Consider the following 24,674-nt stretch of genomic DNA (forward strand, 5'->3'; position numbering starts at 1 on the left):
TTACATAGTGAAATACTAATAACCAACTTTTTTACGAACACGTTTTAAAACAGCATCTGCAACAACTCTAGCTTTTTCAGCACCTTTGGCTAAAGCTTCATCTATTTTATCAAGGTTGTTCATGTAATAGTTGTAACGTTCGCGCTCTGTTTCAAAAGTTTTTAAAATTAGCTCAAATAAAGCTTGTTTGGCATGACCATAACCATAATTACCATTTTCGTAATTAGCTTTCATGGTTTCAATTTCGCTTTCAGAAGCCATTAAACTATAAATTGCAAAACAATTGCAAGAAGCCCAATCTTTAGGTTCTTCTAATGGCGTACTATCTGTTTCAATAGTCATTATTTGTTTTCTTAACTTTTTCTCAGGAAGAAAAATATTAATAGTATTGCCTTTACTTTTACTCATTTTAGCACCATCGGTTCCAGGAATAAGTTTGGTTTGCTCTTGAATTTTAGCTTCAGGTATTACAAAAGTGTCACCCATTTTAGTATGAAAACGAGAAGCAACATCACGTGTCATTTCTATATGTTGCAATTGGTCTTTTCCAACAGGAATAATTTCTGCATCATATAATAATATATCTGCAGCCATTAACATTGGGTAAGTAAATAAACCGGCGTTTACATCGTCTAACCTATCTGCTTTGTCTTTAAAACTATGCGCTAAAGTTAAGCGTTGATACGGAAAAAAACAGCTTAAATACCAGGTTAACTCTGTTGTTTGTGGTATGTCGCTTTGTCTATAAAATACAGTGTTTTCAATATCTAAACCTAAGGCTAGCCAAGTTGCTGCTGTAGAATAGGTGTTATTTCGTAATGTTTCTCCATCTTTTATTTGTGTTAGCGAGTGCATATCTGCAATAAATAAATAAGATTCGTTTGAAGCGTCGTTTGCTAATGCCATTGCAGGTATTAATGCGCCTAAAATGTTTCCTAAATGTGGAGTTCCTGTACTTTGTATTCCTGTAAGTATTCTTGCCATAGTATTTCCCATGAAAATGGGAATCTGTTTAAATTAAACGTAATTTCTAATCTGGAAAAGCAAAGGTATTTTTTTTCAATTAAAATAGCTCAAAACAATTATGTATTTTTGGCCCTTATGATTATTTTTAAATATATTTTTTGGCTTTTATATCGTATTTGGTTCTACATATTAGTAGCGCTGCCAATATTAATACTATTTCCTTTTTTATTACTTTCTATTTTAAAAGAATCATGGTATCCATATTTTTTTAAACTAGCACGTATTTGGGCTAGATTTATATTAATAGGTATGGGTTTTAATACTAAGATTACCCGAGAGCAACATACAAATAAAAGTGATAGTTATATGTTTATTGCTAACCATACTTCTATGGCAGATATTATGTTAATGCTTGTGGTAACTAAAAACCCATTTGTATTTGTTGGTAAAGTCGAGTTGGCAAAAATACCTTTGTTTGGTTTTTTTTACAAGCGTACTTGTATTTTGGTAGATAGAAGTAGCCCGGAAAGTAGAAAGCGTGTGTTTTTAAGAGCTAAAAAGCGATTAAAAGATGGTTTGAGTATTTGTATTTTTCCTGAAGGTTTAGTACCTGAAGAAGATATTTTGTTAACCGATTTTAAAGATGGCGCTTTTAGATTAGCAATTAATCACCAAATACCAATTGTGCCAATTACTTTTGCCGATAATAAAAAACGTTTTTCTTACACCTTTTTTAGCGGTAGCCCAGGAAAAATGAGAGCACACATGCATCAATTTATTGAAACCAAAGGTGCTACCGTTGAAGATACTGTTAGAATTAGAACGCAAGCACGAGATGTTATTTATAATCAATTATTAGCTTTTGGAGCTAAATAAAAAAGCCACTCTTGGCACAGAGCAGCTTTTTTTAATTATTGGGTTTTTAATTTAAAAAAAATACCGGATTTAAGCATAACCAACTAAAAAACTTAAAACTTAAAATTTATAACTAAAACCAGTATAAACACCAATAATGTATGGTTTAAAATTGCCAGAAGTTTCACTAAAGGCATTCATTTGATACTTGAAAGTAGGTTCTAAATTAAATTTAAACGTATTGCTAAATTTGTAATCTATACCTAAACCTATATTTGCACTGTAACTAACATTATTAATATTGTTTGCCTCTCCTAACTTTCGTTTTTGGTTATCAATTTCTGAAACGACTTCATTTTCACTCAAGAAAAAAGCACTTGCGCCACCAATAACATTAACACCTAATTTTTTGTTTACTACGGCATATTCTAACTCTAAAGGAACCTCATAGTAGCTTATGCGTTGACTTAATGCTACATTTAAATTATCATTTACTAGATTACTAACTTGAAGTACATTTAAATTATCTGTACTTAAAACCGAAAACGTTTGGCCTTGATAATCTGGCACAAAGTTTATATTTCTTAAAGCAGTGCTATTTGGAGAGTTTGATACAGCATTATAAACTATAACATTTGCAGTGTCGTAACTTAAATTAAGTTTGTTAATACCAGAACGTACTTTAAGTTTTTGGTTAACATTATAGCCTACTTTTACACCGTAACTTGTATTTACTTCTCCGTTTTTAGGATTGTCTATAAATTGCTCATCTATATGAGAGCCTTTGCCTAAAGTATTATAATAAACAGGCGCAATATTAGCGTTAACACTCCACCTGTTTATTTGGGTTTCTTCTTCTTTTTCAATAAGATTTTCAACCTTTGCAATAGCATCTTCAATTGTATTTGTAGAGTCTTGCTTTTCTGTGGTATCTTCTATGTTGTTTTCTGAATTGTTTACAACAACATCATTTGTGTTTTTTAATGCTTCTAAAGGATTATTTATAACGTCGTTTTTCAATACTTTGTCTTTAGTTGTATAAGCATTACTAGCCTCTTTATTTATGGCGTTTCTATCTGTAATAGTATTATTAGCAACTGTTTCTTTGTTTAAATATTGATTATAAGTGTCTTGTTCTACTTTATTTCCAGATGCTATAAATTGATTAGTGAAATTCTGGTTATTATTTGAAACAACCGTATTATTAGAACTATTTTTTTTAGTATTTCTATTAAAAACAGAACTATTATGTGTTGTACTATTAGCGACTTTATTTCTAAAGTTGTTTGAAGTGTTTGTTGTATTTAAATTGTTTGTTTTTTTATTACTGTTAGTATTTAATAGTTTGTTTTGGGAAGTAGTAGTGGCAACAGTTGTATTGTTTTCTGTTTTAAGTTGCGGTGTGTTATTTGTTGTGCCGTTTTTTGTACCGTTAAGAGTGTTGTTTAAATTAGTGTTTTTTGTTGTAGCTTTATTATTTGTGGTTGTTTTGTTGTTTTCTGTATTTGTGTCTACAACGGTATTAGTTTGTGGTGAGTTGTTATAAATGGTACTTCCAATTGCAAAAAACAACAATAATAAAGCCGCAACACTTGCATAGCGTAACCATAAAGGTACCAAAGTGGTTTTACGTTTAGGTTGTTTAATTTCTCTTTCTATATTGGCCCAAACATTGGCTTTGGGTTTTACTTCAAAGTCTTTAAACTTTTCTTGAAAAAGCCTATCTATATGTTTTTTATCACTCATAATTATAAAGATTGAGACTGTTGTCCCATTTTATAGTCTGTAATTTTTGTTTTTAAAATCTGTCTAGCACGAGCTAAATTAGATTTTGATGTTCCAGTGGTTATATTTAATAATTCTGCCACATCATTATGCGAATAACCATCTAGAACATAAAGGTTAAATACTAGGCGATAACGATCTGGTAATTCTTGAATTATTTTTAACAAATAATCTAAAGAGACATCATCATTATCTTCTATTGCTACGCCTTCGTCTTCAATATTTTCTTCGTTTATAATTTCAAAAACATTTTCATGTCGATAACGCTGTAATGCAGTATTTATAGTTATTCTTTTTAACCAACCTTCAAAAGAACCTTTGTTTTTATATTGATCTATTTTTTTAAATATGGTAACAAATGCGTCTTGTAAATTATCTTCGGCTTCGGCATAGTTACGTGAATACTTTAAGCATAGAGAAAACAGTTTACCCGAAAAGAGTTTATATAGTTCACTTTGTGCTTTAGTATTATTTTTCTTACAGTTATATATGAGTTGATCTAAACTCAAATTTATATCACGTATTAGTTTATTTATTCTACAACAGGTACTTCAATTGTTAAATATTCATCTTGTGCATTTTCATCTGTTCCTTGCCAAAATTTAAAAACATAAGAGCCTAACTCTGTAGGTAAAAAATCGAACGAAACCTCTTCTTCAGTATTTAATTCGCTACAATCATTAGTATCTACAATTGCGCTAATTATTGCTACAGTTCTTTCATTACCGTTTTTTAAATAATATAGTGTTTTAAACGAATGACAAGTTGTAGGTTTTATATAAGTTAAGTTTATTTCGTAGGTTACGCTAACCTGAAATTCTTCTGGTACTATAGCACTTTCTATAGGTAACAGCTCTTGATATGTATTTGGTGTATCGTCGCTAATATCACATGAAAATGCAATTAGGGCGATAAGAAAAATTAGAATTTTTTTAATCATTTATTAAAATATATATACGTGTATTATACACCTTAGATGGTAAAAAGATAAAAAGGTTGCGTATAAAAACAAAAAAATCCCGAATAGATCGGGATTTTATATAATTATAATAAAGATTATAAATCTTCTTTAATAGCTTTTTTAATTTTTTGTTCAAGCTCATCAAACAATTCTGGATTGTCCTTTATAATGGCTTTTACAGCGTCTCTACCTTGACCTAATTTTGTGTCTTCGTAGCTAAACCAAGAACCGCTTTTTTTCACAATTTCTTTTTCTACTGCTACATCTAAAATTTCTCCTACTTTACTAACACCTTCGCCGTACATAATGTCAAACTCTGCTAATTTAAATGGTGGAGCAACTTTGTTTTTAACAACTTTAACTCTGGTTTTATTTCCTCTTACTTCACCATCTGTACTTTTTATTTGTGTAGATCTTCTAATATCTAAACGTACCGAAGCGTAAAATTTTAGAGCATTACCACCAGTTGTAGTTTCTGGGTTTCCAAACATTACGCCAATTTTTTCACGTAATTGGTTAATAAATATTACCGTACAATTAGTTTTACTAATAGAAGCTGTAAGTTTTCTTAGTGCTTGAGACATTAATCGTGCATGAAGTCCCATTTTACTGTCTCCCATTTCACCTTCAATTTCACTTTTAGGTGTTAATGCAGCAACCGAGTCAACTACAACAATATCAATAGCTCCAGAACGAATTAAATTATCTGCAATTTCTAATGCTTGCTCACCATTATCTGGTTGAGAAATAATTAAATTGTCTATATCTACGCCTAACTTTTCTGCATAAAAACGATCAAAAGCATGCTCGGCATCAATAAATGCAGCAATACCTCCAGCTTTTTGAGCTTCGGCAATAGCATGTAATGTTAATGTTGTTTTACCAGATGATTCTGGACCATATATTTCTATTACTCTACCTCTTGGATAACCACCAACACCTAAAGCAATATCTAAACCTAATGAACCAGAAGGAATCGCTTCTACATCTACAACAGCAGCATCACTCATTTTCATTACTGTTCCTTTTCCGTAAGCTTTATCTAGTTTGTCTAAGGTAAGCTTTAATGCCTTTAATTTGGCGTCTTTTTCATTGCTCATAGTCTTCTTTTTTTCTATTCGTCGTGCTAAAATACTACTTTTTTTCACTTTTTTTTATTTTCTCACGCAACCTTTTAAACAAATTGACATCTAAGTAATAAAGAGGGGAAATTTTAGCTATGAAAAAGAAAAATTAAATCCGCTTTTTTATAAATCATGTTCAAATTAAAGTGTTATTAGCATGAGATTTTTAAAAAAAATATTAACATCAAAAGCATTAGGCGTTTCAGTCTCTGTTTTAATAAACAGCAGCTGTAAAGCCGATGGAGGTTAACTCGTTTAGTTTTTTTAGAAATAAAAAAAATTAATAACGAGTTAGTCTATTAAAAGTCCTTTGTAAAGTACAAAGGACTTTTTTTTATATTTATTTTAAAGCAATAAACACTCTAAATGTCTTCAAACTTGTTAAGTTGATATAAAACAATACCTTTGCAAAAAAAAATCTTTAACTTTTTAAAATTAGTATAGCATGCAACTGTACAATAAACTAAGTGCCAAAGAAAGAGCTGCGTTAATAGAAAACGCAGGTAAAGAGCGTTTAACACTATCTTTCTATCAATATGCGAAAATTGGCAATCCGCAAATATTACGAGACCATTTATTTTTAACATGGGATGCATTAGACGTTTTAGGGCGTATTTACATTGCAACCGAAGGTATTAATGCACAATTATCCTTACCAGCCGATAGGTTTAACGAGTTTAAAACGCATTTAGATACTATTGAGTTTTTAAAAGACATTAGGTTAAATGTCGCTGTAGAGCAAGATAACATGTCTTTTTTAAAGCTTAAAATAAAAGTTAGAAACAAAATTGTTGCAGATGGCTTAGAAGATAATTCTTTTGATGTTACAAATAAAGGAACGCATGTAGCAGCACAAAAATTTAACCAACTTATAGAAGACGAAAACACCGTTTTAGTAGATATGAGAAATCACTACGAAAGCGAAATAGGTCATTTTAAAAATGCTGTAACTCCAGATGTTGATACCTTTCGTGAATCTTTAGATATTATTGAAGACGATTTAAAAGAACATAAAGAAGATAAAAACCTAGTAATGTATTGCACTGGTGGTATACGTTGCGAAAAAGCAAGTGCATATTTTAAGCATAAAGGTTTTAAAAATGTATACCAGTTAGAAGGTGGTATTATAGAATATACTAGGCAAGTAAAAGAAGAGCAACTTGAAAATAAATTTTTAGGAAAAAACTTTGTTTTCGATGAGCGTCGTGCCGAAAAAATTAGTGACCATGTTATAGCTAATTGCCACCAATGTGGCAAACCATGCGATACACACGTAAATTGTGCTAATGAAGCTTGTCACTTACTATTTATACAATGTGAAACGTGTAAAACCGAGATGGACAATTGCTGCTCTACAACTTGTAAAGAAATTAATGCCTTACCATACGAAGAGCAAAAAGCACTAAGAAAAGGACAAGGTAATAGTAACGATATATTTAAAAAAGGTAGAGCAGATCACTTACCATATAAAAAAGATTTGCGTAATATATTTGAAACCTTAAAAAAGAAATAATCACACAAAAAAAGCCTAAGAAATTATCTTAGGCTTTTTTATATTTCACAGTCTTCTAAATAATCTTATCTTTACCGTTAGATTTTATTTTTAGCCGAAGCAAAATTTCTTCAATAAAAAAGTAAAACATTATTAATCGTCTTCTGGTGTTTCTAAAGCATTATAGCTACAACATAAAACATTCAGAATCAATATATCTACATATATGGCTTGTGCAAGTTGCTCAACTAAAGACGGCCAACCTAAAGGCTGCAAAAATAACGGTACCTGTGGTACAGACAGTTGTAATAAACTCACTGTCTTCGATTGGCTATCTAACATGTCTGTTCCTAACGGAGAAAAACCTTTCGATTTTGTTGAGGTTCGTTTTAAAAACGGAAGAAAAGACTACTATAAAAACACAGAAAATTTATCGCTTACAATAGGTGAAATTGTTGCAACACAAGCACAATCTGGGCATGATATTGGTATGGTTACACTAACCGGAGAATTGGTTAGAGTGCAAATGAAAAGAAAAAAAATAGCGCCAAAACCAGACGAAGTATTAAAAATTTATAGGAAAGCATCACAAAGAGATATAGATATTTGGAGTGAAGCTCGTGATAAAGAAGAGCCAATGAAGGTTAAAGCAAGACAATTTGCTATAGACCTAAAATTACAAATGAAAATCTCCGATATTGAATTTCAAGGAGACGCAAGCAAAGCAACATTTTATTATACAGCCGAAGAACGTGTAGATTTTAGAGAACTAATTAAAGTATTTGCTCGAGAATTTAGAACAAGAATAGAAATGAAACAAGTTGGGTTTAGGCAAGAAGCCTCAAGACTTGGTGGTATAGGTTCTTGTGGTAGAGAGTTGTGTTGCTCAACTTGGTTAACAGATTTTAGATCGGTAAGTACAAGTGCAGCAAGATACCAACAGCTATCCTTAAATCCGCAAAAACTTGCAGGACAATGTGGTAAGTTAAAATGCTGTTTAAATTATGAACTTGATTCTTATATGGATGCTTTAAAAGCATTTCCAAAAAACGATACCAAGTTATATACAGAAAAAGGTACCGCAGTATGCCAAAAAACCGATATATTTAAAGGTCACATGTGGTATGCATATGAGGGCGAATGGATGAACTGGCATAAAATAACAACAGACCAAGCCAGAGAAATAATAGAGTTAAATAAGAAAAAAGAAAAAGTAGCAAGCTTAGAAGAATATGCTTCAGATTTAATTGAAGAATCTAAAGTAGCCTTCGAGAATGTTGTAGGTCAAGACAGTTTAACGCGTTTCGATAGTCCAAAAGGCAATAAAAAACGTAGAAATAATAAGAGCCGCAATAATAGAAATAAAAATAAGGCTAAAACACAGCCTCAAAATAAAAAACAACCGGCTGCAAATAAACCTCAAAAGAGAAAAAACAGAAAACCAAGACCACAAAACAAAACTAATAATGCAAAGTAAAGTTGCCGTTTTAAGTGTTTTAATAGCAGTAATGTTATTTTCTTGCGATACAAATAGTGTTTTCGATGAGTATAAAGCAGTGCCAAACGTTTGGAATAAAAACGAAGTTGTAAGCTTTAATGTAAAAGTACCAGACTCAACAAAACCTTATAATTTATTTGTAAATCTTAGAAATACAAAAGAATATAAGTACAGTAATTTATTTTTAATTGTAGAAATGAATTTTCCTAAAGGAAAAGTAATTCGTGATACTTTAGAGTATAGAATGGCAAAACCAAATGGAGAGTTGTTAGGTACAGGTTTAACCAGTGTAAAAGAAAATAAACTGTGGTACAAAGAAAACGTAGTGTTTAGTGAAACAGGTACTTATACAGTAAATATAAAACAAGCAATGCGTAATAATGGAGACATTAATGGCGTTACTAATCTAGAAGGTATAACCGATGTAGGTTTTAGAATTGAAGACGTAAAATAACTTTAAATACATTAGTACTTATTTAAATGGCAAAAGCAAAAAGCAAAACCAAACAAACACAAGAACCTCAGAGCTTCGAAAAATACATTCGTTGGTTTTGGATACTCTTTTTATCTGGAATAGCAGCAATAGCACTACTATTTCTATTAGCTTCATGGAGCGTATTTGGTGAAATGCCAGATCACACTCAATTAGAAAACCCTAAAACAAATTTAGCAACAGAAATTATTTCTAGCGATGGTAAAACATTAGCAAAATTCTATTTTAACGACAATAGAACACCTGTTGGTTATAATGAGTTATCTAAACATTTAGTAGATGCTTTAATAGCAACCGAAGATGCACGTTTTCACGAACATTCTGGTATAGACGGCCGAGGCACATTGCGTGCTATTGTAAAATTAGGCTCTGGTGGAGGAGCAAGTACAATATCGCAACAATTAGCAAAACAATTATTTCATGGCGAAGGTTCAAAAAACATAGTAGAAAGAGTTATTCAAAAAGCAAAAGAATGGATTATTGCTATACGTTTAGAACGCCAATACACAAAAGAAGAAATAATAGCACAATATTTCAATATCTACGATTTTGGAAATAATGGAGACGGCATACGTTCTGCTTCAAACATCTATTTTGATAAAGAACCAAAAGATTTAAGCATTAAAGAATCTGCTATGTTAGTAGGTATGTTTAAAAACTCTTCATTTTACAATCCAATTCCATCAAGAAATCCTGTAGGAGTAAAAAACCGAAGAAACGTAGTCTTGTACCAAATGGAAAAATATGGATTTATAGATGAAAAAGTAAAAGACTCATTACAAAAAACCGAGTTAGATTTAAAATTCACACCACAATCTCATACATCTGGAACAGCAACTTACTTTAGAGAATACTTAAGAAGTTGGATGAAAGATTGGACAAAAGATAAAGCCAATAGAAAACCAGACGGAGAAAAATACAATATAAATAGTGATGGTTTAAAAGTGTTTGTAACCTTAGATTCTCGCATGCAAAAGTATGCCGAAGAAGCTGTAGCTAGACACATGCCAAGACTTCAAGCAGAGTTTTTTAATCAAAACACACCAAAAAGAAATCCAACAGCTCCTTTTTTAGATTTAGATAAAGCCGAAATCGATAAACTCATGAAAAACGCAATGCGTCGTGGAGAACGTTGGAGAATTTTAAAAAATCAAGGAAAAAGCAATAAAGAGATAGAAGCATCATTTAATGTACCAACAAAAATGACGGTATTTAAATGGATAGATGGCAAAGCAGGAGAAGTAGATACTATCATGAAACCAATAGATTCTATGCGCTACTATAAATCCTTTTTACATCCAGGAATGATGAGTATGGATCCACAAACAGGTCACGTAAAAGCATGGGTTGGTGGCATGAATTATAGGCACTTTAAATACGATATGGTTAAACAAGGAAAACGCCAAGTAGGTTCTACCTTTAAACCATTTGTATATGCAACAGCAATAGACCAATTGCACATGTCACCGTGTGATAAATTACCATTATCTCAAATAACAATAGAAGCAAATAAATATGGTAATCCAGAACCATGGACACCAAGTAACGATGGAGGTGATTACGGTGGCGAAAAAACATTAAAAGCAGCATTAGCAGGATCTATAAATACTGTAACAGCTAGATTAATGAATAAAGTTGGACCACAACCAGTAGCAAAATTAGCTAGAAATTTAGGGATTACATCAGATATTCCAGAAGTACCATCAATAGCCTTAGGAACACCAGATATTAGTGTGTATGAAATGGTTGGAGCATATTCTGCATTTGCCAATCAAGGTGTATATACAAAACCTGTTATGATTGAGCGTATTGAAGATAAAAATGGTACCGTTTTATATCAATTTACACCAGAAACTAGAGATGTTTTAAGTGCAGAATCTGCTTACGTAACAGTAAATTTAATGGAAGGTGTAACACAATATGGATCTGGAGGAAGATTAAGAGGAAAAGGGCGTGATAAATGGCGTGCAGATTACAGAGAAGTTGTAACTGGTTATCCTTATGAATTTACAAACCCAATAGCAGGAAAAACAGGAACCACACAAAACCAAAGTGATGGTTGGTTTATGGGAATGGTGCCAAATCTAGTAACAGGTGTTTGGGTTGGTGCAGAAGATAGAGCAGCACATTTTAAACGTATTACTTATGGTCAAGGCGCAGCAATGGCATTACCTATTTGGGGAATGTACATGAAAAGTTGTTATCAAGATGAAACATTAAATGTGTCTAAAGGAAACTTTGAAAAACCTAAAGACTTATCTATAGAAGTAGATTGCGATAAATACCAGCAAGATAATCCAGATGGTGATAACGATACGCCAACCGAAGATATTCCAGATGAGTTAGATTTATAAAACTTCACTTTTTATAAAATCTAAAACAAGTAATTAAATAAACAAAAAAGCCATTCATTATTGAGTGGCTTTTTTGTTTCTCTTAATTTTGTAAAGCAAAAAACCAAGCTTTATAACTACATAAAACACTGTTTTTTATTGATTTACGGTTTTTACCGTAATAAAAAGTACACAAAATTGTCTGTTTTCGATGAAATACACAAAAACGCTTATAAAAATTTAAATAGCCCATTTGTTTTTTTTTAGGTTTACACTGTTGACATTAAAAATTTAAATCAAAGCCGATTAAAGGTTTACTAAAAACACCAAGATTAATCTTATAACTAGCGCTAGTTTTTTTAATCTCCCTACTAAGTAATTTAAAATAGTGCTTTTAAGCAATAGCGGCTTTTATTGTTTAAAATACTTCGGCTTAAAACTCGGCTTAATGTTATTAACCAACCAGTTAAAAACTAAAAGTGGTTTAAAATTATTTATTATGCGAAAATTTAAAAACACTTTATTTATTTTAATGTTAATTGGACCGTATGCTTTTGCTGGTTCTAATATTGATAATTCAAATGCTCTATTATTAGATAGTGAAATTTGTCAAAATCAAAATACAACTATACAAAGTTATATAGATAGATTAACATTTGATGAGTGTACTATTACTGTATCAATCTACCAAGACGGAGAGTTAGTAAGTTCTGCTACGTGGACAGACCATGATGGTAACTGTAAATTGGCAAAACCTGGAGTAACAATGATGGCTTATGCATTTTTGAATGAGGATTAATATTATAAATTTTATAAAAGGAGTAATATTTTATTACTCCTTATTTCGTTTTAAAAATAAAGTTATGAGAAAATTTTTATTACCATTAATTTTTTTGTTTTGTCTTTTTAGTTTTGGGCAAACAGCGGGAACTATAGAGTATATTTATACAAAAAAATTGGGTGTAGATTACCAAACCGTAGGAGTATTACAGTTCACTTCAAACTATTCAAGTTTTGTAGAATTAAGTCCAATACAACTACGAAAATTTAATAATAGTGATGAGAAATCTATTGTTGTAAGTACTATAGCTAAGGAAAGGCCAACAGTACTTATTAATAGAGATGTTGATAGCCTATACAGTAGTGTTTCATTATTTAATAAAAAGTACAAGATTAAAGAAGTGTTGCCTAGAATTAATTGGGTAATAAAAAATAAATTTAAAAACTCTAGTATCTATAAATGTCAACTAGCTACAGGAGAATTTAGAGGTAGGCAATATAGTGTATGGTTTACTCAAGATATTCCACTTCCTTATGGACCTTGGAAATTACAAGGATTACCAGGTGTGATTTTAGAAGCTCATGATAGTTTAAATCAAATTATTTTTAAAGCAAAATCCATAAAACTAGATACTAAAATCGATCTTGAAGAAATAAAATACTCTAAAGCATATGAGTTGAAAACCTTTATAGCCTTAAAAAAGAAAATTTACTTAGAAAAAGAAAGAAGTATAAGTTCTAAAATGCCACGAAATGGAAGTATGAAACTTAGTCTACCTTTAAGAAAAACTCAAAAAGAAATAACCTACGAATGGGAAGCAAAAAACACAGAAAATTAACTTTTATTACTAAAATTGTTGTTTTCTTTTTTCTTCAAAACTTTTGTTTTTCTCAAGCAATCATTTTTGGGACTGTTAAAGACAGTACAAGCAATATAGCTTCTGCAAGTGTAATATTAAAAGATAGTTTATCACAATCAATTTTAAGTTTTGCCTACACAGGTAAAAATGGAAATTATAGCTTGACAACAGATAATCTAGGGAAGTTTAATTTAGTTTTTACTTCACTTGGTTACGAAGTTAAAACGGTTCCAATAACAGTAAAAAATTTACAAGAAAATAAGGAGGTTAATGCAACTTTAAAAATTAAACCAATGAGTTTAGACGAAGTTGTTATTAAAAGCGAACGTGCAATATCTATTAAAAAAGACACTATCACATTTAAAACTAAATTTTTTGTAAACGGTACAGAGCAAACAGTAGAAGACTTATTAAAAACAATTCCTGGAATAAATATAGGTACAGATGGTGCAATAAAAATTGGTAATCAAGAAATAGAAAAATTAATGATAGATGGAGACGACCTTTTTGAAAAAGGTTATAAAATTTTATCTAAAAACATGCCTGCTTATCCCATTGAAGAGGTTGAATTATTAAAAAACTATTCAAATAATAGATTGCTAAAAAATATAGAAGAAAGTAATAAAGTTGCTTTAAATTTAAAGCTTAATGAAAAATCTAAAAGTATATGGTTTGGTAATATTAAGGCAGGCTTAGGAAATGAAAATTTCTATGAATTTAAAGGTAATTTAATGAATTTTGGTAAAAAAAATAAATACTATTTTTTCACTAATTTTAATAATATAGGTTACGATGCTACTGGAGATATAAATAACTTAATTAAACCATTTAAAGTTAATGAGCCCTCTAGTGTTGGCGATAATCAAAGCGTTAACACATTAATTAATTTAGTTCCAGATAGACTTAGTTTTAAAAAAAACAGAACTAATTTTAATAACGCAGAACTTACATCTTTAAACGCAATATTTAATCCTTCAAAAAAAATAAAAATAAAAACATTAGGCTTTTTTAATTGGGATGAGAAAGATTTTTTTAAAAACACTATAGAAGTAGTAAATACAAATGATGCCAATTTTACTAATATTGAAAATCATATGTATAGAAGTAAAAGTAAAATAGCTTTTGGTAAAGTAAATGTTATTTATAACCTATCTAAAAATAAAATGCTAGAGGGCATTACTAAATATAACACTGGGAGCTTTAATACAAATACAAATCTATTATTTAATGGTAATTCGACAATAGAGAATTTGCGAAATACAAATAGACTTTTTGATCAAAAAATAAACTTTACAAATAAATTTAAAAAGAATAAAGCGTTTCTAATTACTGGTCGTTTTATAGATGAAAAAGAACCAGAAAATTATACCGTAAATCAATTTTTTTTTCAAGATTTATTTCCAAATAATGACGGGAATAATATTGAGCAACAAAATTTAAACGAAATGCAATTTGTTGGTGTTAATGCTCACTTATTAGATAGAAAAACAAATGGAGACCTATTAGAGATACAGATTGGAAATGAATTTAGGAAAGATAAATTAATATCCAATTTCTCAATAAAACAAAACAATACTTTATTAAGTAGTCCAGTAGGTTATCAAAATAGTACTATTTACCATGTGAATGATTTATATGTAAAAAGTAAATATCTATTAAAAGTTAATAATTTTGGTTTTATAGGGAAATTAAATGCGCATCAACTTTTTAATCGGTTAGAAAATAAAATTACTTTAACTAAACAAAATCCCTTTTATATTAACCCAAGTATAGGAGTAAATTGGAAGATAAATAATAATAATAAAATAACAAGTACCTATTCATATAATACAACAAACACAGGTATTATAGATGTCTATAATAACTATGTTTTAAATGATTTTCGTTCTTTTTCAAAAGGAACTTCTAATATTAATCAATTGATATCTTCAAGTGTTTTTTTAAACTATCAATTGGGTAATTGGAGTGATCGTTTTTTTGCTAACACATTCATTTTATATAGTAAAAACCATGATTTCTTTTCTACTAATTCATTGCTTAATCAAAACGTTACTCAGTCTGAAAGAATAATTATTAAAGATCGAGAATTTTTAAATTTTAATTCAAAATTAGATTTCTATATTAAGCAAATCTCTTCTAATTTAAAGCTAGATTTAGGTTTTACCAAAAATGAATTTAAAAATATTATAAACAATTCAAATTTAAGAAAAGTTACGACTAATAATTATAATTATGGTTTAGAGTTAAGGTCTGGTTTTAAAGGTTTTTTTAATTACCATATAGGAACCAAATGGACAACTTCAAAAGTAAAAACAAATAAAAATAATTCGTTTACAAATAACATGAGTTTTTTAGACTTAACATTTGTATTAAAAAAGAAGTTTGATGCGACATTAAAAACTGAATCTTATTATTTAGGTTCATTGCAGTCAGATAAGGCTTATTATTTTTTAGATTTTAATACGCGATATAAACTTATAAAAGATAAATTAACTTTATCTTTAAATGGAAAGAATATTTTTAACACTAAGTTTTTTAGAAATTTTTCAATTAGTGATATTGGTACTTCAGCAGCAGAATATAGACTTATACCAAGGTATATTTTGTTGAAAATGGAATATAGATTTTAATTAATTTTTTTTGAGTGTTTTACTTTTTACAAAAAGTAACTCAAAATACCATTCGACTCTTTTTATTTCATAAATTTAAGCCACAAAAGAAACAAATAGTTATGATTAATAAAAAAGTAAACGCTGTTAGTGATGCTGTAAAAGGAATAAGCGATAACATGACATTTATGTTAGGTGGTTTTGGCTTATCTGGAATACCAGAAAACGCCATTGCAGCTTTAGTTAAAAGCGGAATTAAAGGCTTAACCTGTATTTCTAATAATGCAGGAGTAGACGATTTTGGCTTAGGCTTATTATTACAACAAAAACAAATAAAAAAAATGGTATCCTCTTACGTTGGTGAGAATGATGAGTTCGAGCGCCAAATGCTATCTGGAGAATTAGACGTAGAACTAATACCACAAGGTACATTAGCCGAGCGTTGTCGTGCAGCACAAGCTGGTTTTCCAGCAATTTATACGCCAGCAGGATACGGAACAGAAGTTGCCGAAGGTAAAGAAACACGTGAGTTTGATGGTAAAATGTATGTTTTAGAACATGCCTTTAAAGCAGATTTTGCTTTTGTAAAAGCTTGGAAAGGTGATGCAGCTGGAAACTTAATATTTAAAGGCACAGCAAGAAACTTTAATCCTGTAATGTGTGGAGCAGCTCAAATAACTGTAGCTGAGGTTGAAGAACTTGTTCCTGTAGGAGAATTAGATCCTAATCAAATTCATATTCCAGGCATATTTGTACAGCGTATTTTTCAAGGTGAAAAGTATGAAAAACGAATAGAGCAAAGAACAGTTCGTACACGAGAATAAATGTATTCTTTTCTTTAATAAGAAAGACATACGCACTATAAATTAATTTTTTAAAATTTCTGCTCCTGCAGAAATAACAATATAGATTATGTTAGACAAAACAGGAATAGCTAAACGTATTGCAAAAGAAGTACAAGATGGCTACTATGTAAATTTAGGAATAGGAATTCCAACCTTAGTTGCAAACTATGTGCGTGACGATATAGAAGTAGAATTTCAAAGTGAAAATGGCGTGCTTGGTATGGGACCATTTCCTTTTGATGGCGAAGAAGATGCCGACATTATTAATGCCGGAAAACAAACCATAACAACTTTGCCCGGAGCTAGTTTTTTTGATAGCGCAACAAGTTTTGCCATGATTCGTGGTCAACATGTGCATTTAACCATTTTAGGCGCTATGGAAGTTGCAGAAAATGGAGATATTGCCAACTGGAAAATACCAGGAAAAATGGTGAAAGGTATGGGTGGCGCTATGGATTTAGTTGCAAGTGCCGAAAATATTATTGTAGCAATGATGCATACAAATAGAGCAGGAGCATCAAAACTACTTAAAAAATGCTCATTACCATTAACGGGTGTTGGTTGTGTAAAAAAAATAGTAACCAATCTCGCTGTTTTAGAAGTAACAGAAAAAGGATTTAAACTTTTAGAACGCGCTCCAGGAGTTACAGTAGAAGAAATTAAACAAGCCACAGAAGGCACTTTAATTGTTGAAGGAGATATTCCAGAAATGAGTTTATAGCCTCTTTTTAAGCAGTATTTCATGCGAATAAGAACATTAACAAATAGCTATGTTAATTATCATTATTTAGAAAATAGAGATTATACAAAAATTAAAGATCGTTTTCTTAGAAACACTACAATAGCTTTAGATTTTTTAGTAAAAACAAGCACCTTAACAATACGTTTTGTAGACAATGGAGTGCCTAAAGTAATTGATATTGTTGATGTGTTAATAGCAGATACAAAGAACAATATTACTATTATTCCAGGTAATAGAAATGCATACAGTCCATCACATAACACGATATTGTTTTATGATACACATGGCGTAATATTTAGAAAAAATCATAAAAAAAAATGGTTTAGAAGTAATAAAGGCTACAATTCTCCAGTAGCCTTATTATCTCATGAGTTAATACATTGCTATAATGAAATTTATGATCCTGAAGATTACCATAAAAGAAAACAAGATTTTAAATCTAAGGGAAAAAAGATAGATGCAGATGGCCATGACCTTTCTTTTCCTAATGCAGAAGAAGTATTTGTTATAAAAATGACAAATCAAGTAGCAAAACGTTTAGGTGAAGATAAACGAAGTAATTACGGCAGAAGCTATTATGCAACAGCATCTGTTTTAAGTACAAAAAGAGCTAAAAAAGGTTAAAATTTACTTAAAATGTTAAAGTTTTGTGTATTTCGTCGAATATTAATGCTTTTAAACCGATAGATTTAAAATCAATTATATATTAGCAGTCCCAAACCTATCAAAAATAATAAACCCAAATGTACCATAGCTTTAACCACTTTGTTATGTTTATCGCACCCAATTTAGTAATAAATACCTAACCAAGTCTATCATAAACTACCTACCTATGAATTCAGATTTATTTTTACTAACCCAGTTTAAAAAAGTTAAACAAACTTTCAAGTTTATTGGAAGCCTAGTGTATTTAACTAAAAAAGTATTTATGCTATAAACCTTTTGGTATAGCATTAATTAGTTTTTTAGTATACGCTTTTTTAGGTGACTTGTAAATAACATCAGCATCATCTAACTCTTCTATTTTTCCTTTATTCATTACCAATAATTGATCACTCATATATTTAACCACAGCTAAATCATGAGAAATAAAGATATAAGTAAATCCAAATTTCTCTTTTAATTCGTTTAGTAAATTTAAAACCTGTGCTTGAACAGAAATATCTAAAGCAGATACAGATTCATCGCATATAATTAATTTGGGTTGTAAGGCAACAGTTCTTGCTATACCAACACGCTGGCGTTGTCCACCAGAAAATTCATGTGGATACCTATTAAAATGTGAATTATCTAAGCCAACCCTGTTTAATATCTCTATGGCTTTTTCTTTTCTTTTACTATATGTGGTAAATAATTTATGAACTTTCATGGGTTCCATTATAGCTTCACCAATAGTTAGTCTTGGATTTAGAGAAGAGTATGGATCTTGAAATATTATTTGTATTTCTTTTCTAAGTGTTTTTACTTCTTTAGTATTTAAAGTTGTAATATCTTTTCCTTTAAATAATATAGATCCGGCAGTTGGCCTGTCTAACAATAAAATAGCATTTCCTAATGTAGATTTTCCGCAACCAGATTCTCCTACTAAACCTAGTGTTTCACCTTCATATAAATTAAAAGTAACATTATTTACTGCCTTAAATATTTCAGCTTTAGAAAATAAACCAGATTTCCCAACATATTCTTTTTCTAGATTTTTAACCTCAAGTAAAGGCTCATTACTGTATATTTTACTATGTTGTTCTGCACGCATACCTGCAGTTATTATTTGGGAATCGACACTATTATTCATAACATCCTTAATAGTAGGTAACGTTTTTAACCTGGTATTTAAAGAAGGTCTAGAATTAATTAAAGCTTTTGTGTATTTATGTTCTGGATTATTAAAAATGTTTGAAACCGTATTCTGCTCAACAATATCTCCCTTATACATTACTAAAACCCGATTTGCAATTTGGGAGATTAATGATAAATCGTGAGTTATAAACAGAATACTCATTTTAGTTTCTTCTTGCAATTCTTTTAGTAAAGCTATTATCTCATTCTGTACAGTAACGTCTAGCGCAGTGGTAGGTTCATCTGCAATTAAAATTTGTGGTTTACAAGCAATAGCCATTGCAATCATTACACGTTGTTTTTGTCCTCCAGAAATTTCATGAGGATAAGCTTTAAACACGCGATCAGGATTTGGCAACTTTACCTTACTAAATAACAAAAGGGTTTGGTTTGTAATCTCTTTTTTTGATAAAGTTGTATGTATATTTAAAATTTCTTCAACCTGTTTGCCACAAGTCATAGAAGGATTTAAAGCACTCATTGGTTCTTGAAAAATCATACCAATTTTTTTTCCTCTTATTTCTTGAAAAGCTTTAGCTGTTATTTTGGTTAAATCTTCACCTTGAAAAATAATACTTCCAGAAGTGATTTTAGAAATCTTTTTAGGTAATAACCCTAATATTGCAGCTGTAGAAACAGATTTTCCAGAACCAGATTCTCCAACAATTCCTAAAATTTCATTAGCATTTAGTTGGTAAGTAATACCATGGATAATTTCATTCTCTTTTTTATTATTAATAAAAGAAATTGAAAGATTATTTACTGTTAGTAGAGTACTCATATTTTGTAAATGTAGGAATTATAGTCCGATATTTTACGGGTTTAACCGTAACCAGAACCGAATGTTTTTATTTTTATTGCATTTCGTCGAAAAATCGATTAAACCGAATACTTGTTCGTGTGGATTTTAATACTTTCATTGCTAATTCCCTAAAAAATTAATTAATATTTTAAACAATTCACATGAAAAAAACAATTACTTTATCATTATTGAGTTTTTTATTTGTCTTTTGTGCCTTCGCGCAAGAAGACAGAAAATGTGCTACAATGGAAAATTTGGAGTATAGAAAACAAAACGACCCTAATCTTGAACAAAGAATGCAAGATATTGAACAGTTCACAAAGCTAAAAGTACAGCAAATGGACAATTCACAAAACAAAATTGTAGGTAATGTAATAACCTTACCTGTTGTTGTACATGTATTATACCGTAATTCTACCGAAAATATAAGTGTAGCTCAAATTCAATCTCAGTTAGACGTATTAAATGAAGACTTTAGGCGTACTAATCCAGATGCAGATAATGCTTGGTCTCAAGCAGCAGATTCTGAAATAGAATTTTGCTTAGCAACTGTAGATCCAAATGGTAATGCAACCACTGGAATTACTAGAAAATCAACAACACGTCGTGATTGGGGAACTAGTGATGATATGAAGCGTTCGTCTACAGGAGGAATTGATCCTTGGAATACTAGTGAGTATTTAAACATGTGGATTGTACCACAAATGTTAAGTAACGGAGGTACAATTTTAGGTTATGCTCAGTTTCCAGGTGGTAATGCAGCAACAGATGGTGTTGTAATGGGTTATAACTATTTTGGTAGAACAGGAGCAGTAACAGCACCGTTTGATGGTGGTAGAACAACAACACACGAAGTTGGTCACTACTTAAATCTTCGTCATATTTGGGGTGATAGTAACTGTGGTAACGATTTTGTGAGTGATACACCTACGCACCAAACCTCTAATGGTGGTTGTCCAGTAGGGCAAACCTCTTGTGGATCTACAGATATGGTACAAAACTATATGGATTACACTAACGATTCTTGTATGAATCTTTTTACACTTGGTCAAAAAAACAGAATGCGAGCAGTATTAGCAGCTGGCGGAGCAAGACGAAGTTTAGCACTATCAGATAAATGTGGAGCAGTAGCACAACCAACATGTACAGATGGTATACAAAATGGAAACGAAACAGGAGTAGACTGTGGCGGTTCTTGTACACCATGTCAAACAGGAACACAATATTGCGCATCTCAAGGTAACAGTGTAAACGATGAGTATATCTCAAGAGTACAAGTAGGAAGTATTAATAATCCTTCTGGAGCACAGTTATATTCAGATTTTACAAACACATCTACAGATTTAAATAAAGGTTCAAGCTACACAATAACAGTAACACCAACTTGGACAGGAACAACGTATAGCGAAGGTTATGCAGCGTGGATAGATTATAACGACGATGGTGATTTTACAGACTCAGGAGAACAAATTTTCTCGCTTGCAGCAACACAATCATCACCAGTTAGTGGCACGTTTACAGTACCTTCAGGAACTGCAAATGGAGATAAGCGTTTACGTGTTTCTATGAAATATAATGGTATACCAACTTCTTGCGAAACATTCTCTTATGGAGAAGTAGAAGATTATACAGTAACAATAAAAACAGGAACAACAACGCCACCACCAACAGGATGTAGTGGAGCAATTTCATCTTTCCCTTATAACGAAGGTTTTGAGTCTAACTTTGGAGGATGGACACAAGGTAGCGGAGACGATTTTAACTGGACAAGGCGCTCTGGTTCTACGCCATCAAGCAACACAGGGCCATCAAGCGCAAGTGCTGGATCTCAATATGCTTATATGGAATCTTCGGCACCAAATTATTCTACAAAAAGAGCATTATTAGTATCGCCATGCTTTAATTTAGCAGGACAAAATCAAGCCACTTTTAGTTTTAAATACCACATGTACGGTGCAGCAGCAATGGGTAACCTAAAAGTAGCAGTAAGTACAAATAGCGGTTCATCATGGACTACCGTTTGGACGCAGTCTGGAAATCAAGGTAACGCTTGGCAAAATGCAAGTATAGATTTATCATCTTATGCAGGAAGCTCAGTTCAATTAAGGTTCGATGGTACAACAGGTACAACATGGCAAGGAGATATGGCAATAGATGCCATTAGTTTAACCAATGGCGCAGCAGATAAATGTGCAGGAGTAGCACCATATAATAGCGGTCAATCTTACGCTGTTGGAGATCAAGTAACCTATAATGGTTCATTATATCAAAGAACATCAAGCGGGTGGACTAATCTTGGTACTTGTGGTACAGCAAGAACAACAAACGAAGGTTTTGTACAGTACCTTGACGTACAAGTATCTGTATATCCAAATCCAGTAAGTGGTAATACACTATTTGTAAAATCTAACATAGAAAAATTACCATTTACAGTAGTAAACATGTTGGGTCAACAAGTAGCAAAAGGAACCTCGACAAATGGTGTTAACGTAGGGAATTTAGAAGCAGGAATGTACATGATTCAATTTAACGTAAACGATAAAATAGAAACCAGAAAGTTTATTAAGCAATAAGTAATTATCCCTTTAAACTAGCTTATTTGCTGAAAAGTCCCAAGTTTAACTTGGGACTTTTTTTTGTTTTAAAATTAAAAATATTTGGGCAAATTTTCGCAAAAAAAGCAAAAACCAGGCTTTTCGGCAGTCGCTCTCTGCGAGGAGCTTCAACAAAGCCTCAATCCTTTTTGCGGGCGTAAGTAATTGTAATAAGTTATAGTTTAAACGTGAATAATTTCTTCATCACTTAAAATACGCTCACCACGAAGTCTCAAGAATATTTGTGCTACAGCAATAGTATCTTTTTCGCAATAAGTTATAATACGGTCAATATCATTTTCTTCGTAATAAACACGATAAACTTCACTGCCATCAATATCATCTTTTGGAGAAGGAACACCTAAAACGTTAGTCATTAATTTAAGAGAAGTATAGGTTTTATAGTCGCCAAACTTCCATAACTCTAATGTGTCGAGATGTGGTACTTCCCAAGGTTTTTTTCCAAAAAGATTAAGCTTGTATGGCAACTCAATACCATTAATAATCATACGTCTCGCTATGTACGGAAAGTCAAATTCCTTACCGTTGTGAGCGCATAATAAATGTTTAGCTTGGCTAAAGTGAGAAATCAATAAATTTTTAAATGCTTTTAAAAGTGTTGGTTCTTCACCATAAAAAGATGTGGTTCTAAACAAACGTGTATCGCCTTGATTTGTAAAATATCCAACCGAAATACAAATTATTTTTCCAAATTCTGCCCAGATTCCTGCACGATCATAAAATTCTTCAGGTGTAAACTCTTCTTTTCTTTGGTAGCGTGATTTTGCTTCCCAAAGCGCTTGTTTGGTTTTATCTAAATCTGAGAAATTATGTGTTTCAGGTACGGTTTCAATATCTAAAAATAAAATATTTTCTAAGTTGAGTTTAGAGATCATAGCATATTATAAAAAACAAATGGTTTAAAAATTAATTTTCATTTTGGTTTAACATTTTATAAGCCTCATCTATATAAAGCGAAATATCCTTTGTATAATGGCCAATGCCTGCATCTGGTGATTTTTGGTGTCCTAAACGAACAATTATAACATTGTCCTCTGGTTGCACAATTACATATTGTCCTAAGTGACCACGCATCATTTTAAAATCTTTGCCATTATAGTTTTTAAGCCACCAACCATAACCGTAAACAGGATCGAATTTAGGAGTTAAAGATTTGGCAACAAAAGCAGAGTCTAAAACTTGTTTGCCATTCCATTTACCGTGGTCTTTATATAGTTTTCCAAAGCGTGCAAAATCTTTTGCATTACTTGCAATACAGCAATATGCTTTAACTAAATCGTGGTTATCACTATCTACTTGCCAAAGTGTTTGGTTTTCGCTACCTAAAGGTTTCCAGAAGCTTTCTTCTAAATATGTATATAATTTTTTTCCTGTAGCTTTTTCTATAACCATTGCTAACATTTGTGTATCACCACTGGCATATTTAAAGGCTTTTCCAGGTTCTTCAACAACCTTTAAGCCATTCATTACTTTTGCTAAGTCATCATCAAAATAAGCACGTGTAGTAATAGATAATGGAGAATAATAAGCTTCGTCCCAATTAGTACCAGAGCTCATTGTAGATAAATCTCCAACAGTCATTTTTGCAGCTAAGCCATCACAAAATTCTGGCAAATAATTACAAACAGGTTCGTCTAGACTTTTTATGTAACCTTCCATTAAAGCTTTGCCTAATAATCCCGAAACGTAGCTTTTTGCCATAGAAAATGAATTTGATTTTGAGTTTTCGTTATAGCCATCAAAATAATTCTCGTACCAAATACTGTCGTTTTTAATAATAACATAAGCTACAGTTCCCCAATCTTTATTTGCTTTTTGTAGGGTTTCAGTTTCTTTGGCAGTATTGTAATTTTTGTGATTTGGCCATGGTTGAGGTGTACCAACATCTATTGTACGATTATCAAATCTTTTATAATCATCTAAGAAAGCAGTTGTGTAACCACGCATATAAATGGTTCTTACCGCTTTTAATAAATAATCTGTGTCTGTAATGTAAAGTATGGCAATTAGTAAGCCAAATAGTACTACAAGTACTTTTAAAAGGTTTTTTAGAAATTTCATTTAGTTAGTTTTATAGA

Annotated in this window: 21 protein-coding genes; 12 read left to right on the forward strand and 9 right to left on the reverse strand. The window is 31.2% G+C overall.

Translation table 11 applies throughout. The features are described 5' to 3' along the window. Window positions 1–15: 15 nt before the first annotated feature. Complete coding sequence (trpS, locus tag LACAL_RS05470) at window positions 16–984, reverse strand: tryptophan--tRNA ligase (protein WP_041301731.1); 969 nt, start codon at window positions 982–984, stop codon at window positions 16–18. Between the two features lie 117 nt (window positions 985–1,101). On the opposite strand from trpS, the gene LACAL_RS05475 reads away from it, so the two are divergent. Further along, window positions 1,102–1,842, forward strand: coding sequence for a 1-acyl-sn-glycerol-3-phosphate acyltransferase (locus LACAL_RS05475; RefSeq protein ID WP_013869714.1), 741 nt, complete (start codon window positions 1,102–1,104; stop codon window positions 1,840–1,842). A 99-nt stretch (window positions 1,843–1,941) separates the two neighbouring features. Here LACAL_RS05475 and LACAL_RS14985 read toward each other — a convergent pair whose 3' ends face one another. The 4 genes from LACAL_RS14985 to recA all read right to left on the reverse strand — a co-directional run bounded on the left by LACAL_RS14985 (window position 1,942) and on the right by recA (window position 5,667). Next, window positions 1,942–3,567, reverse strand: coding sequence for a hypothetical protein (locus tag LACAL_RS14985; RefSeq protein WP_013869715.1), 1,626 nt, complete (start codon window positions 3,565–3,567; stop codon window positions 1,942–1,944). Window positions 3,568–3,569: 2 nt separating this feature from the next. After that, window positions 3,570–4,115: an RNA polymerase sigma factor gene (locus LACAL_RS05485; protein ID WP_013869716.1), complete on the reverse strand. Its 546-nt coding sequence runs from the start codon at window positions 4,113–4,115 to the stop codon at window positions 3,570–3,572. 23 nt (window positions 4,116–4,138) lie between these two features. Beyond that, window positions 4,139–4,546: a hypothetical protein gene (locus tag LACAL_RS05490; RefSeq protein WP_013869717.1), complete on the reverse strand. Its 408-nt coding sequence runs from the start codon at window positions 4,544–4,546 to the stop codon at window positions 4,139–4,141. Between the two features lie 116 nt (window positions 4,547–4,662). Further along, window positions 4,663–5,667 (reverse strand): recombinase RecA, encoded by a 1,005-nt coding sequence (gene recA / locus LACAL_RS05495; protein ID WP_013869718.1) that lies wholly within the window; start codon window positions 5,665–5,667, stop codon window positions 4,663–4,665. 469 nt (window positions 5,668–6,136) lie between these two features. Here recA and LACAL_RS05500 point away from each other — a divergent pair, with 469 nt between their 5' ends. Continuing rightward, the gene (locus LACAL_RS05500; protein WP_013869719.1) at window positions 6,137–7,204 is read left to right on the forward strand and encodes a rhodanese-related sulfurtransferase; all 1,068 of its coding nucleotides are present in this window, start codon (window positions 6,137–6,139) and stop codon (window positions 7,202–7,204) included. Between the two features lie 132 nt (window positions 7,205–7,336). Here LACAL_RS05500 and LACAL_RS15545 read toward each other — a convergent pair whose 3' ends face one another. Continuing rightward, entirely contained in the window at window positions 7,337–7,501 is a 165-nt protein-coding gene (locus LACAL_RS15545; RefSeq protein WP_237701009.1) for a hypothetical protein, read from the reverse strand. 22 nt (window positions 7,502–7,523) lie between these two features. Between LACAL_RS15545 and LACAL_RS05505 the strand changes: the two genes are divergently transcribed. From LACAL_RS05505 to LACAL_RS05545, 9 genes are all read left to right on the forward strand, one after another. Next, window positions 7,524–8,660, forward strand: a complete 1,137-nt coding sequence (locus LACAL_RS05505; RefSeq protein ID WP_237701010.1) for a regulatory iron-sulfur-containing complex subunit RicT — start codon at window positions 7,524–7,526, stop codon at window positions 8,658–8,660. Then, complete coding sequence (locus LACAL_RS05510; RefSeq protein WP_013869721.1) at window positions 8,650–9,135, forward strand: gliding motility lipoprotein GldH; 486 nt, start codon at window positions 8,650–8,652, stop codon at window positions 9,133–9,135. Before LACAL_RS05505 ends, LACAL_RS05510 begins: the two co-directional genes overlap by 11 nt. 26 nt (window positions 9,136–9,161) lie before the next feature. Further along, window positions 9,162–11,528 carry a transglycosylase domain-containing protein gene (locus LACAL_RS05515; protein WP_013869722.1) on the forward strand — a complete coding sequence of 789 codons (2,367 nt, stop codon included), beginning with the start codon at window positions 9,162–9,164 and terminating at the stop codon, window positions 11,526–11,528. A 478-nt stretch (window positions 11,529–12,006) separates the two neighbouring features. Next, window positions 12,007–12,306 carry a hypothetical protein gene (locus LACAL_RS05520; protein ID WP_148256125.1) on the forward strand — a complete coding sequence of 100 codons (300 nt, stop codon included), beginning with the start codon at window positions 12,007–12,009 and terminating at the stop codon, window positions 12,304–12,306. 64 nt (window positions 12,307–12,370) lie between these two features. After that, window positions 12,371–13,126, forward strand: a complete 756-nt coding sequence (locus LACAL_RS14990; protein ID WP_013869724.1) for a GLPGLI family protein — start codon at window positions 12,371–12,373, stop codon at window positions 13,124–13,126. Then, window positions 13,099–15,777 (forward strand): carboxypeptidase-like regulatory domain-containing protein, encoded by a 2,679-nt coding sequence (locus LACAL_RS05530; RefSeq protein WP_013869725.1) that lies wholly within the window; start codon window positions 13,099–13,101, stop codon window positions 15,775–15,777. The genes LACAL_RS14990 and LACAL_RS05530 overlap by 28 nt, the downstream gene beginning before the upstream one ends. A gap of 101 nt (window positions 15,778–15,878) precedes the next feature. Then, window positions 15,879–16,580 (forward strand): CoA transferase subunit A, encoded by a 702-nt coding sequence (locus tag LACAL_RS05535; RefSeq protein ID WP_013869726.1) that lies wholly within the window; start codon window positions 15,879–15,881, stop codon window positions 16,578–16,580. A gap of 88 nt (window positions 16,581–16,668) precedes the next feature. Continuing rightward, entirely contained in the window at window positions 16,669–17,322 is a 654-nt protein-coding gene (locus LACAL_RS05540; protein WP_013869727.1) for a CoA transferase subunit B, read from the forward strand. A 21-nt stretch (window positions 17,323–17,343) separates the two neighbouring features. Next, window positions 17,344–17,967, forward strand: a complete 624-nt coding sequence (locus LACAL_RS05545) for a hypothetical protein (RefSeq protein ID WP_013869728.1) — start codon at window positions 17,344–17,346, stop codon at window positions 17,965–17,967. 307 nt (window positions 17,968–18,274) lie between these two features. Here the strand turns inward: LACAL_RS05545 and LACAL_RS05550 are convergent, their stop codons facing one another. Then, the gene (locus LACAL_RS05550) at window positions 18,275–19,960 is read right to left on the reverse strand and encodes an ABC transporter ATP-binding protein (RefSeq protein WP_013869729.1); all 1,686 of its coding nucleotides are present in this window, start codon (window positions 19,958–19,960) and stop codon (window positions 18,275–18,277) included. 182 nt (window positions 19,961–20,142) lie between these two features. Between LACAL_RS05550 and LACAL_RS05555 the strand changes: the two genes are divergently transcribed. Continuing rightward, entirely contained in the window at window positions 20,143–22,554 is a 2,412-nt protein-coding gene (locus tag LACAL_RS05555) for a GEVED domain-containing protein (protein ID WP_013869730.1), read from the forward strand. Between the two features lie 203 nt (window positions 22,555–22,757). Here the strand turns inward: LACAL_RS05555 and LACAL_RS05560 are convergent, their stop codons facing one another. Then, window positions 22,758–23,471: a 3'-5' exonuclease gene (locus tag LACAL_RS05560; RefSeq protein ID WP_013869731.1), complete on the reverse strand. Its 714-nt coding sequence runs from the start codon at window positions 23,469–23,471 to the stop codon at window positions 22,758–22,760. Between the two features lie 31 nt (window positions 23,472–23,502). After that, window positions 23,503–24,657 (reverse strand): serine hydrolase, encoded by a 1,155-nt coding sequence (locus LACAL_RS05565; RefSeq protein WP_013869732.1) that lies wholly within the window; start codon window positions 24,655–24,657, stop codon window positions 23,503–23,505. Between the last annotated feature and the right edge of the window lie 17 nt (window positions 24,658–24,674).

The sequence above is a fragment of the Lacinutrix sp. 5H-3-7-4 genome (assembly GCF_000211855.2).
GTDB lineage: Bacteria > Bacteroidota > Bacteroidia > Flavobacteriales > Flavobacteriaceae > Lacinutrix.